The organism is Sphingobacterium sp. HSC-15S19 (genome assembly GCF_050433745.1).
In the GTDB taxonomy this organism is placed as follows: Bacteria; Bacteroidota; Bacteroidia; order Sphingobacteriales; family Sphingobacteriaceae; genus Sphingobacterium; species Sphingobacterium siyangense.
On the sequence record NZ_JBNPWQ010000009.1, the window covers coordinates 159,221 to 172,472 of the forward strand.

9 protein-coding genes are annotated in these 13,252 nt (G+C 41.0%); 4 read left to right on the forward strand and 5 right to left on the reverse strand.

Features of this window, described 5'->3' with window-relative positions; genetic code table 11:
* Positions 1–47: 47 nt before the first annotated feature.
* From L1283_RS09585 to L1283_RS09600, 4 genes are all read right to left on the reverse strand, one after another.
* Entirely contained in the window at positions 48–1,436 is a 1,389-nt protein-coding gene (locus L1283_RS09585; protein WP_286848424.1) for a RagB/SusD family nutrient uptake outer membrane protein, read from the reverse strand.
* A 97-nt stretch (positions 1,437–1,533) separates the two neighbouring features.
* Complete coding sequence (locus tag L1283_RS09590) at positions 1,534–4,752, reverse strand: SusC/RagA family TonB-linked outer membrane protein (protein ID WP_286848423.1); 3,219 nt, start codon at positions 4,750–4,752, stop codon at positions 1,534–1,536.
* Positions 4,753–4,770: 18 nt separating this feature from the next.
* Positions 4,771–6,969: a TlpA family protein disulfide reductase gene (locus tag L1283_RS09595; protein ID WP_312352262.1), complete on the reverse strand. Its 2,199-nt coding sequence runs from the start codon at positions 6,967–6,969 to the stop codon at positions 4,771–4,773.
* Positions 6,970–7,050: 81 nt separating this feature from the next.
* On the reverse strand, positions 7,051–7,425 hold the full coding sequence (locus tag L1283_RS09600) for a hypothetical protein (RefSeq protein WP_286847975.1): 375 nt from the start codon (positions 7,423–7,425) through the stop codon (positions 7,051–7,053).
* A gap of 605 nt (positions 7,426–8,030) precedes the next feature.
* Here L1283_RS09600 and L1283_RS09605 point away from each other — a divergent pair.
* The 3 genes from L1283_RS09605 to L1283_RS09615 are packed head-to-tail and all read left to right on the forward strand — an operon-like array spanning position 8,031 to position 10,573.
* Positions 8,031–8,573 carry a hypothetical protein gene (locus L1283_RS09605; RefSeq protein ID WP_286847977.1) on the forward strand — a complete coding sequence of 181 codons (543 nt, stop codon included), beginning with the start codon at positions 8,031–8,033 and terminating at the stop codon, positions 8,571–8,573.
* 25 nt (positions 8,574–8,598) lie between these two features.
* A complete protein-coding gene (locus L1283_RS09610; RefSeq protein WP_286847978.1) occupies positions 8,599–9,807 on the forward strand; it encodes a hypothetical protein in 1,209 nt (402 codons plus the stop codon).
* A 31-nt stretch (positions 9,808–9,838) separates the two neighbouring features.
* Entirely contained in the window at positions 9,839–10,573 is a 735-nt protein-coding gene (locus L1283_RS09615) for a prolyl oligopeptidase family serine peptidase (protein ID WP_286847980.1), read from the forward strand.
* A gap of 259 nt (positions 10,574–10,832) precedes the next feature.
* On the opposite strand, the gene L1283_RS09620 is transcribed toward L1283_RS09615, so the two are convergent.
* Positions 10,833–11,561: a hypothetical protein gene (locus tag L1283_RS09620; protein WP_286847981.1), complete on the reverse strand. Its 729-nt coding sequence runs from the start codon at positions 11,559–11,561 to the stop codon at positions 10,833–10,835.
* A 960-nt stretch (positions 11,562–12,521) separates the two neighbouring features.
* Between L1283_RS09620 and L1283_RS09625 the strand changes: the two genes are divergently transcribed.
* Positions 12,522–13,244, forward strand: coding sequence for a YoaK family protein (locus L1283_RS09625; RefSeq protein ID WP_286847982.1), 723 nt, complete (start codon positions 12,522–12,524; stop codon positions 13,242–13,244).
* Positions 13,245–13,252 lie beyond the last annotated feature (8 nt).

Consider the following 13,252-nt stretch of genomic DNA (forward strand, 5'->3'; position numbering starts at 1 on the left):
CCCCAAAACACCAAAGCCTCCCTATATGGGAGGCTTTGGTTGTTCCATTAAAGTGGGTTTTGTTCCATCCCGGTCACCCGGATGATATCATCAGGCAGTGGTAGCGCATAACGGTTTGCGTTAGGCTGTAGAATATATTCCTTCCCGTCCAGAAACCGCCTTTGAACAATATTTGCTCCTTCGAGATTCAACCTCTTGATATCTATCCATCGCAGGCCCCTAAAGATCAGCTCTTTTCGTCGCTCCCTTAATATCAGATCGAGTACATCCTTTTTGATGGTCAACTGATAAGGCTCAAAAGTTCCGGCTTTATATCGTGTAGCTAATAGCCTATTGAGATCGGCCTGTGCTTCCGCCAGCTTGCCTGCACGCGCCAGACATTCCGCACGGATGAGATACATTTCATCTATCGCAATACCTCCAAATGGGGATACCGTTTCCCATGCATTGGATGCCACGGCATAATTTCCCTTAAAAGCCTTATAACCGTTCACTCCCGATTTAAAATAAGCCTGTTTTCTCAGATCATCCGCATCAAAAGAACGGTACAATACGGTATCCATCTGTGCTATCCGGATCAACGGTGTTCCATTGGAAGTCTGTTCATAATACGCAACGATCTCCTTATTGTAGCGCAAAAAGGGATTTGTGCCCGTCAGATTGACCTCAGCAGGTTTATTAAAATCCATCAGGTCATCATTGATCTGGAGCATTTTATCCGCATAATAATAAGCCGAATCATATTTCGCCATGGATAGGTAAGCCCGGCCCAATAAACCATAAGCAGCGGCTTTTGATGGACGCATGACATGCGTACCCGTTTGCGGTAAAAATTCCGCAGCATTGCGCAGATCCTTGATGAGTGTATTATAACATGCCAATACCGAAGAACGTTTTGACTTTTCGTTCATATCCGAGGAGCCACGCAGCACAATGCCCAGATCTGACGCAGCTGTTGTACTTTGATAAGCCTTCGCATAATTCCACAGTAAGGAAAGGTACTGATTGGATTTCCCAAAGAGCGCTGTGCCTTTGATCCGATCGTAGTCTCCCGCATTCAGCGCTGTCCGCTGGATCTTGTTCAAACGTTCCAATACCAGATTACAGATATAAACAGGTCCATAGCCCGCCGACCAGTCGTTGCTAAAATTATACAGATTATTCCGCCATGTATAATTTAACCGGTCCATATCCGTCTGCATAGCTAAAACCGATGGTTCCAAAAAATAATCATCTGCGGAGATCTCCCCCATGGAGCCTATCCCCCGATTCATCTTTGAGCTATTATCCAATAATTTTTGCAGGTCTTCCAGGTTTTTGGGGATCACCAATCCATCGTTTGATTGTACATCCAGATATTTGTTACAGGAACCGTGCAGCATGAGTATGCCAATGATACCCAGTATGATTAACAGGCCTTTATTTATCTTTTTCATCTGTATATAATTTGTTTTTTAACGATGATGAAGCTATCAGATTTATTCGTCCCACTGTGTGGTTTGAAAAATCATGATGGTTTCATTTTATTTCTATCTAATATTCCAGTTGTATTCCCAGTGAAAACTGCTTTGACGGACGAAGTCTATAGGCAAATTCAGGATCAATCTTTTCTTTATTGGCACGCCATATCATCCCCAGATTGCTCGCATTAGCAAACAGACGCAGATTCAGTTCCTTTGCGCGTAGTTTATACCGCTTTCTCCAGCTGAGATTGATGTATTCCAGCCGCAGGTGGTCTCCCTTCAGTACATTGATACTTGCCCGTGCATAAAATGCATCCGCATCGGTCGATACCGGGTAATTCATGGCCGGAACATTGGTCACCTTTTCATCGCCCGGCTTTAACCAGCGCTGCTCAAAATCAGGATAGGCTATCCCGGACTGAAACAGGTTATAGTAACTGGTCGTTGGCTTATTAAAATAATAACCACCTTTATAGCTCACATTGACCGAAAGATCAAAATCACGGTACGAAAAGGTATTGATCAGATTCCCAAAAGAGGTCGGTTTGGCGGGTCCGATATAGGTGATCGTCTCGTTGCCCATTGGGTTCATCGAAGCCGATCTAAATATGGCGGTATAATCTGAACTTGCCTGGCCATTCAACAATCCCTGTGGCATCCCCTGATTATTCAGCCCCATCCAGGTGTACGCCGCAAGGGCATTCAGCGGAAGGCCAACTACGGGATTGATCCGGTTGCCATCAGCCAGAAAATACACCAGGCCTTCATTCAGATTGCTGTAGTAAGCAGTCGTCTTATTTTTATTGATGCCCAACAAAAGATTACTGCTCCACCTGAATGGGCCGGCCGTATTGATCGAATTCAGTTTGATATCCCAGCCGCTGCCCTGCATCTCAGCCATATTCTTGACGACCGTTCCGCTATTTCCCCATGTCGTGTAATCGTATGCAGTCTGGCCGTAAAGGTCTTTTCCATATTTCCGGTAATGATCGACCGACCCCGATAAACGGCCTTTTAATACGGAGAAATCGGCACCAAAGTTTAGCATTCCTACTTTCTCCCAGCGCAGTGATGGATCATTCAGGTTTGAAATCCCCAACATGGGATACAGGGTATATGGATCTGTCCCACTTCCGGCAATGGGCTCCGGAGTCTTGCGGAGATCGACATTGCCACTATACCCGTACGTAACCCTTAGCTTGAGCTGGTCTACCCACTTCATTTTAAAAAACTCCTCACGGTTTATTTGCCAGGAAGCACCCACGGACCATAGGGGCGACCATTTGTCATTGGTGGTTGCCCCAAAGATATTGGCGCCATCTTTTCTAATGCTTGCAGACAGGCCGTATTTATCACGGTACAGGTCAGTCCAGTTGCTGTATATGGAAACAAAACGATTTGTCGTTTTTGTAAACATCGGGGCACCGACGATATTTAGATATAGATTGTCAGGTACCGTGGGGAACGTTGTCAGGTAATCCACAGGCACTGAAGTGAGCGGCACTTCATTATAGCCATACGCGATATTTGAACTTCCCGACAGCTGATTTTCCCGGGCCTCTGCACCGACTATACCCTGAAGACGATGCTGGCCAAAGGTTTTGTTAAAATCCAGCTGTGTCCTTGCTGTGTACGACCTGCCCTGCTGCTGGTCCAGCGCACGGATAGCGCCCATGGGTACATTATACTTGCGCTGCCCGCTTACCGGATCAACAGTCATAAACTGATTGATTTTTAAGCGCGTAAAATAACTATCCTTTTCATGTAGCCTTTCATTCTCCGCACGCTGATTCTGCCATTGAAAGCCAACATTGGCACTCAAAAAGTCAAACACCTGATAGCGCAAATTGATTGTTGCAAATAACTCGTTCAGATTATTAGTCTTCCGGTCCTGTTTGTAATCCTGTAAAGGATAGTATCCCCAGTCCAGGTATCCATCTGCATAATGCTGGTCGAGGTAAGCCTTGTTATACATGCTTTCAAAAGGCACTTCTTCCCCTTTCTCATCTCTAAAATAAAGATACGGCACAGATTTCCCCACAATGTTAAAAGCTGAAAAATCAGGTTTTCCGGAGCGGTCAAGCTGTTGGGTAAAATTTACCGTGAGATCCAGTTGGAGTTTTTCCACCGGTCTATAGCTGTTGGACAGGAGCAGGTTTATTTTTCGCGACCGGGCGTCCAGATCTGTCCGGTATGTCGTATAGCCTACGCCCAATCCATAAGCGTTTGAGTTGCTTCCCCCACCAATATGTAGGGAAAGCTGATTGGAAAAAGCCGTACCGTAAAAGTTATCAGAAAAATTGCGACGGCCATCCTGACCGGCAAGCCAGTCAATCGTACGCGCCGAATCGGCCTCCGTAACGAGTCCCTTTTTTCTACCACCCAGCAGGTTGATGACCGGAGTCATCGCATAATAGGGTAGATAGTTGAGGAAAGTATCATAATAGCCACCGTCAAACAACATGCGTTCTACTTCGATAAAATCCCGGGAAGATGGCTGGTAGAGCTGATTCAGGTCAGGCTTCTGTTTGATGACCGATGTATTGCTGAACGAGATCTTCGTCGCTTGAGCCGATCTGAGCGTCCCTTTTTTGGAAGTCATCACGATCACCCCATTGCCTGCCCTGGCTCCCCAGATGGCACTTGCGGCGGCATCTTTCAATATGGAAACAGATTCAATGTTATTTGGGTCTATATTGCCGATGGCCCCTTCATAGATAAAGCCATCCAGGACGACCAGTGGATCAAGATTTCCATTTATTGTACTCAGGCCCCGGACTGAAAAATTCAGTTTCTGCAGGTCGGGGTTATTGATCGGCTGGTTATCAAAACGTATGCCAGCGGTTACGTTGTTCAGGCGCTGGAGCACATTTAACCCCGTCTGCTGACCCAGCAATTCACTGGAAACAACTTCGACAGCCCCTGTGATATCGCGCGCTTTTACGGTCTGGTAACCCGTACTGACCAGCGCCTCTTGCAGGTAGTTAACCTGCCTGTCCAAAAACAGAGGTCTTTCACGATCAAAGAAGCTTACCGCCAACTTTTTCTCGATAAACCCCACACTGGAGAATACCAGTGAATCTTTCAAACTCTGCACCCTTATCGTAAATTTTCCATCCGAGCTGCTGCGACTCAGCGTACCCTTTCCCATCAGCCGGACAGTTACTCCCCCGAGCGCCTGTTTATTTTCACCCGAATAGACCTGACCTGAGATCAGCAAGTTATCTTGCTGACCGTAGCATAAAAAAGGACAACAGAGTATAAGGGTTATTAAATAGCATATTTTCATAATAATAGATCTTAAGGATTAATGGATACGGCTGATATAGGGATATTCCTTTTCCTGCTGCTGCAGGGTTAGACGGATGCCCTTACTGGCCAAAAAACTCAGCTTCTCTTCCACAGGCATCCTTTCAAAACCCACTGGAAAAGAGAGGTCGATCTGCATGTCTGCATTCCTGTTATAGGAAACCGGCAGGTCAACATAGTGATGCAATAGGCTGAGCAAGGTTATCAAGGGAAAGTTCCGAAAGGAAATTGGACCTTCCTCGGGTTTTACATTGACCAAATGCATACCGCCTTTGGATTTCAAATCCGAAATATTGTCCAAAATTTCGATTTTGTAACAGGATACCGGGCCTCTTTTCCTCTCTATAGTGAGGTGGAAGTAATCTTTAAAAGCTTGCTGAAAATAGCGCTCAGCCCTGCCGGGCGAGATTGTATCTGCTACAAAGAGCTGATAGCTGTATTTGTACTGGCGGAGCGAACCGCCCAGTATCATTTGTTGGATCTTATACTTTAACCCCTCTTCAAACACATAGTCGGTACTTTCAAAACCTTTCAATTCATTTTTAAAAGCAATTCTTAGCATAAAATTGAAGGCCGCATTAACCATTTGATAGTTGGACTTATCATTCTTATAGGCGACGTTCGGATAAGTTGGTAGATAGTCGGGTAAATAGCCAGTTATAGCGGACAGGAATTTAACACCTGTTGTATCAAAGATCGGTGGTGTTGCCATTCTGTTATCCTTATTCCGAAATTCACCGCTCAGCTGTAAATCGGCATTTTTATTATGGAGAATAGCTTCGATATTTTTTATGCTGACTTCATCCGGCAATGTATTTCCTAAAAAAGTACCTTCCTGATTGATCCAGGTAATATTGGGTATGGTATTGTGGGGGAAAAGGTTTGTTAGTATCGTATCATCCAATAAGGTCAACAGTTTGATTTCAAAATTGTACTTTTCCTTGTATCGATCCAATACAAGCTTAATCCGGCGGGGTGTATCCTTGTTTCTTTTGCTATTTACCAATACTACTGTTAGTTCTTTTGGGTACCGCTTTTGGATTCCCTCCATGTGTGGAATATTTTCGATACAGCTCGGACAGGTGGTTGCCCAAAAATCGAGTAAGATCAGCTTCCCTTTCAGATCAGAGAACTTGATTGTTTTTTTCTTCCCATTGAAATAATTCAATTCGAGCGACTGGTTCCATACAACCTCAGGTATCTTATCACCCGGCTTTAAACCAACAAGATGGGAGAGCCCATCCGCCCCGCTATCCTTGCGGGGCGTCTGAGCCGATAAACTAAACATAGAAACTAAACATAAAAACAAGCATGTCAATACCATGCGATAGGCACGCTTATAATCCGCATCGAATAAAAGACATTTTAAAGCCCGCTGAACAACTGAACCTATCAATCCAAGCAAAGTATTGATTCGAAATACCAAAGCCTTACAGATCGACTTAAAATACCTTAAAACAGATTGTTCAGATTCCACTCCATAAGTCAATCTAGCATCTCCCACCTGCTGAAAAGCTTGCTTTTGTTGTGTGGGTCTTGTGCAATTGTTTAGTTGTCCTTGTGTATAACAAGGGCTTAGCAAGGGTGAACCTAGGGTCGCGCTATAGTCAAGCTTGTGTGTTTCTTGTGCCAAGCTATAGTCGACCATCTTTTGAGCAATTCCTGCCGAATTTTTACATTTCATCGGATTTTCATCGGGTCGGCATTGGGTTTTGATCGATGTAGCCCGATGAGATCCCGATGAAAACTCAAGGCCGACTGCATGAAAGGCCGAAGTTGGGGCGAAGTTGATCAGGCAAAAGCCCAAACAAGACGATGCCTCTCCGGCTCGTCGACTGACCGTTGGCTCGGCTTCGAGACTTCTTCGGGACATGGTCGAGACAGGCTTGGCACTTCTTCGGCTCGGCTTCGGCAGGGCTTCGAGTACGCTTCGACTCCTACCCGAAGCGTACTCGAACAGCAGTCGAAGCGTTCCCGAAGAAGAGTCGACGCTGGTACGACGCAGTGTCGAACGATCCTCAAACAAAACCCGAAGGATGCCCGAAGAATCTGCTTTTTCTAGAAGATTCTGAGCGCTAATTTTACAGCGCTTTTTTAGCAAGGTCGAACTACCTTTAAAGTACGTTTTTCCTTGTCCAATTTTCTTACGCAATAATTGCGTAAATAGTACTATATCTGTGCTTAAGTAGTGCTTCACAGGTACTTGAAATATATAAGTTATATAGCCCCTTAAAAAGGCTAAAAATTTCAGGGTATTCATCATTTAGTTGGTTAGTAGTTACTTCGATAACCGGCTGAAAAATTCCACGACTTTTTTGCTCAACTCCATTTCTTTTCCGATGCGCTCTTTATCTTCTGCTGACAGCTGCATTTTACGCAGGTCTATATAGCGATAATTGGCGACATTGTAGGCGATCAATACGCGATACAATGCAGTTGCAAATTCCTGCATTTCCTCATCTTTCAGGAGCCTATTCTCTCCTGCGCCACCATCAAGATACGTGCTCAATAGCTGTAGTATATTAGCAGATACAGTCTCTAACGCATAGTGATTCCAGAATGCCTCAATCTCCTTTATAGGGTCATAATCGACCTTATGGACATCATAAATCATCTGGTCAAAAGCAAATTGTAGCGCTAAAATCCTGTTCATTTTTCAGTAAGTCAATCGTAACCGAAAGCACATAGCATCCCCTCTCCGATCGCAATCAGTTTTTTATTGGGAGCCTGATGTCACTCAGTTCACATTAGTAATAATTAATTCATTCTGGGAGCCAGAGCGCGTTTGAATGAGGGGGCACAAGGTGTATAATATTGGCGATACGCGATCCATGGCAAAGAGAATCCAAATCCTATTTGGCCACACCAGCCGAGCTACTCGGGGGCAGTGATGATGTTTTTTGATTGTTGTTTTTTGTTCATACTCATAAATTGATTTTATAATTTATGAGTCTCTTGGGTTTAGTGCACTATAGCAGGCCACTACCAACCGTACTGTCAGCTTCCGACGGCTTTGGAACGGTAACGATAGGGCCCACACGCTATAGCATATATCAAATATATATAAAATATCGTAATGGGCATTAAACCTATCGCCTCGTCCAATTGAAATGTCGGAATTCACAGTCGAGACTCTTCTAGTCTAATACCTAAACTTAATAAAAAATTAAGATTCAACACAAATATAATCAAATATTTAAATAAATACAAATTTTTACTAATACATTTTATAAATGACTAATAGACGATCATTGCCTAATGAAGAAAGTCATATTAATTAGTTCTATTTCGCTATACATAATAAACATCATCCGTAAAATCAGGACACATTTAGGTATTAATACAAGGGACATTCAGAAGATACTCGGATTAGATCCTGATGGGAACATATTGGGAGCAATTGAAAGTAATTCTAATTCGGCGAGATATCATGATCAACATCTAAATAAACTCGCTTTGGCTTTCACCACCAAATCATTTGAACTCGGATACAATGTTACTTATACTTTAAATGATTTCTATCCTCCAATAGATTTTGAAGAGAGGATGGTCGAAAAAATCATAGTCAAAATAGATCCTAAGGAATTAGGCCAGACGGGAACTCTTTATTTGTTGTTAGTGGAAGAAAGTGATACTTTTTTCGATGATTGGCATACGTCAAAAGAAATTGCGCAATATTGCGGCAGTAAAGCAGAGAAAAATTGGGAAGCAAAAGATTTCACCTCAATTATAGATCAAGCGATTAAGAAAGAAATTTTAATTAGAAAAAGCGAAGAAGAAGCACTATTTAAAAGACCTTAGAAAAACCGTATATTTGATGTAGATTATGACCTCGAGAAAAAGAAAAATTCAGAATACTACTTTTCCTGCCATTTCATTTGATAAAGTTTTATTGTTTCACAAGGCAAGAAAGGAAAAAGGAATTTCAGTTTTTGAGTGTTCATTTCTTTTGGGAAAGCACGATTTTTTCATCAGAGACGCAGAAAATCCCTTTAAATCGACTTTGATTGACCCAGAGGATAGTGTTCATCTCGCTAAAGTCCTATCCTTAACAGAGTGCAATCCAGAGACAAGCAATTTCGATCTATACAAACTCGAAGTAGAAGAAATCAAGATTGACCGTAAGAAAACAAAACGGATCATTATAATCAAAAATGATGGCGCTGATCCAGATCCTATTGAGATGATCGTGGAGGACAAAGAGGAAGAGTTAGAAACCACACTGTTTCTAAGTAGCTACGAAAATGTACAACTTTTCTTTAGGGAATTAATTGCAATCGATTATTTTGACTCGACCAGAACAGCATTGGAAATATTCAATACTTTCAGAAGTCACGACAAATTCGGTCCCAACTTTCATCCAAGATTTTTAATTCAAAATATCCGATACTTCTTAAACAAAAAATCTGGAGAGCCAATTCTCGACAATCGTCGAACGAACTTTTTTTCCAGAAGACTATTTTTCAAGCCTTTAGATTTTGAAATTGAAAGCAAATCAGGAGCGGTCTCTGAATCATTTATAGCTATTGGTATAAATACATTCCAACAAGCCAGTAAATGGGTAAGTGATCTCGATTATAGACGAAATCAAAACAAGGATAATAAGTTGGTTTTGTTTGAAGAACAATGTGGCACCTGTAGCACCAAACATGCTATATTGAAAAGACTAGCTGATGAAAATAGGAACAACAGTCTAAGGCTTATCTTGGGAATTTTCACCATGAATAGTAAGAATACTCCTAGTATCAAGAATGTTCTAAACAAATATGATTTAAAATATATCCCAGAGGCTCACAACTATTTGAGAAATCATAATCATATCTTGGACTTTACGGGCATTGGAGTCAACGAGACTAAATTTGAACTGGATCTGTTAGAAGAAATCGACATCAGCCCCGATCAAATCACTGACTTCAAGGTTCAATATCACAAAGATTACTTATCGCGCTGGATCGAGATCAATAAAATTCCATATACATTAGATGAACTCTGGAAGATACGGGAGGAATGTATTGCAGCTCTAGCGCAGCATTAAAAATTAGTAAACGGCTTATCCCTCTTTCAATATGACTTTTCAAGTACTCATTAAATTTTTTAGCACTAAGTTTTATCTTTATTCCAACCTGCTCACAGTACTCGTTTTCAGCTTCTTTATTTCGCAATCCTTTGCACAAGAAAAACAAAAAGTCTATTACAAACACTTAACATACAGACCAAAAAATTATCATTTAGACACCGCTAAATATCCTCTAGTTATCTATCTTCACGGGGGATCACAAAAAGGAAATGATTTAGAAAAGCTTAAGGTCTATGGTCTTCCCTATTTAGTAGACAAGGGAAAGGATTTCGATTTTGTTATGGTCGCTCCGCAATGTCCAGAAGGCAGATATTGGTCTACGGAAAATTGGTTTGATTCGCTATACAATGAAGTAACCTCAAACTACCGCATTGATAAAAGCCGTGTTTATGTGACAGGAATAAGTATGGGCGGCTATGGAACGTACACTGTAGCATTGGATCACCCCGATAAAATAGCAGCCATTGTTCCATTATGCGGAGGTGTAAACGATAGCGACACCACTCGGATTTGCACGCTCAAAGATATTCCTATCCTGACATTCCACGGAACCGCAGATACCGAAATCTCCATACATGAAACAGAACGAATAGCCGACTGTCTAAAGAAGTGCAATGGTAATATCAGCTTCCATCGAATCGAAGGTGAAGGCCACGGAATTCAGTATCTTTATGAGACTAACCCTGAAATTTATGAGTGGATGTTGCGGCAGAGGAAAAACTAACATTGATACATGTAGCAAGTATATTTTAGAATAATTGAATTTTGCATACTGTTTTAGATAGTATAGTTTGTTAACTTTATAGAAATACAAATTTTTAGTAAAGGCCATCTATATGAGATATCAAAATATTGATGTCAGAAAAAAGACTTTAACCTTTAAATTACAATAACCATGAGAATGATCCAAAGGAATATACTTGTAGATAACGAAACGCTTAGTAACTTTATCGCGGAGAGTAGCCGTTTAGAATATATTGTATTCAAACAAAATAATATTGATCGGGGATTTTGACGCCTTTCATGGAATCTTTTGGATCTTTCTGTACGAAATAGTTCCACACGGTATTGACCGTTATGTCCTTGCTATTGTAGACAAAATATTTCGAGACCATTTTATAATAGAAGCTTTCGTGGTCACTGACAAGTAATTTCCTTCCATTCGGAAGCGTCAGGTTTCTCATCTGTTGGAGCAGGTCTATAAAAGTGGGAAGATGATCATCTTGTATCATCGGTTTAACGGACACCTCATATTTCTCCAGATCGGAAAGTTTTTTTGACAATATTTCAAGCTCAGCACGTAATCCTATTATCTGCTTTTCCTTTTCCTTAACGATCGTATGGTTTGGTTTGATATTCCACTTGTCCAGCGGAGCTAGAAAGATCCGGAACTCCCTAAGTTTTCTAATATTTGAGATATATAGAGAATGTTTTGAAGAAAAAGGAACCTGGCGTTCAAAGTGAGCTATTCTGGAAGAAGTGATCTGCCACACATGGGAAATGAAGTCCTTTTCCGAGGAGTTTTTCACAGAAAGATAATATTGCAGATGATAGAGATAATAGTCATAGAATGATCCATCAATCAGATTATACACCTTCAATAGAAAATGTTTATCCTCATATACTTTCTTAAGTCCTAGGATATTACACAGCTCAAATGGATGCGGCCGGAAATCAAAAACTTTTCTTTCCTTAAAGTAATATGCTACCATATACCCAATTTAAAGAAAATCCTCAATCCGACGAAAATTGAATTTAAGGAATGCTTTATAAAAATGTAATAAGTTCAAATCTCAGAAATATTCACCAGTACAAATTAGCTTTAAAAGTCCTATGATAGATTTTTATCATTTACAATTTAAGATAGGTGAACTGGATGAATAATGTATATACTTCAAATACTTGTGCCTGTAAAACTTTCCAATCAAAGAATTAATTATATCGATGGAAAACATTACAAAGGTTATTTCGTTATAAAGATATCTATTACGATTAGAGAAATTTGAAATAATGGGCCGGACGTCAGGAACCTGTGCCCATTATTTTTTAATTGGTTATACGTTGGTGCAGAATAATTACAGGTATCTTTTGCTTATAATCCATCAGATAGTATATTGACATTCCATAGATCTGACTAACGGATGACCTTTTTTTGGATCATTGCGCATTGACTAAAAATAAAAATCTTGTTTTTTTTGTAACAAAATTTTGTTTTAAATTTGTCATTGAAAGCTTTGTTCAAAGTAATTCTTTCCTCAGGCTACATTAACATTTCTTTTTCTCAGGCGATTGATTGCCGGATGAATTAATGTCGCGGTTTTCGAACAATAATAAATCAATATGCTAATCAGTAGTGATATAGATCAGATTATACTGGACAGGTTAATTATCTTTTACGACTCCATATATAGGAACAGGGAATTCCGTTTCTACCATACAGAAGTAATTTCGGTTGACAGAGGTTTTAAAAGTAAAAAAAGGCTTTATAATTATACTGCATATACACCTTATAGACTCATGAAACACTCGGATACGACAGGCGATTTCTTTGTGCTCTGTAAGATATGATTCAGTTCGATAAAGGTTGTTGCGCTCGGGATAAGCGCAATTTTTGGAGAAATTTCTTTATCTTTTGGCGGGCAGTCAGCTGTAATTACCCCATATATTAGGTTATGTTCAGACACAGAAATAAAGGAAGGACCTTTGGGCACAATGTCAAGCTTGCGGCGTTATTGTCGACAGTGGCCGGTGTGGTCAATATTGTCGGTGTCCTTGCATTTGGAACATTGACAACAAATGTTACCGGACATTTTGCCTTTCTCTCCGAAGATCTATATCTCCACAATTACAGGCTGATGCTGCTCAGCATATTCTATGTAAGTTCTTTTTTTCTTGGGGCTTTTCTTGCTAATACCAGCATGGAACTCACATCTAAAAATACGGATCATTTTTCCTACATGCTACCGCTTTCCATAGAGATACTTTTTCTCGCTGCTGTTGCTTTATCGGAGTTTATGAACCACGGATCCCCTGTACTGTTTTCCTGTATATTGCTTCTGGCCATGGGTCTGCAAAATGCTCTGGTTACAAAGATATCGGGATCTGTCGTCCGTACCACGCACCTAACAGGTCTTTTTACAGATCTGGGCATTGAGCTGTCGCAGCTTATTTTTTATAGGAGGCCAAATGACAGGAGCCGTCTTAAAAATTCGATCATGCTCAGGGGAATAATCATTACAGGATTTTTTCTTGGAGGAATTACCGGAGCTTTTCTGTTTGGCTGGCTGGGAAGAAAAACACTCCTGTTGCCCATTTTTATCCTGTTGTTCGCTCTTTATTACGACCGTATACTGATGGTATATTACCGCTCTCTCAGAAAACATCGAAACAAATAACAGGGAAC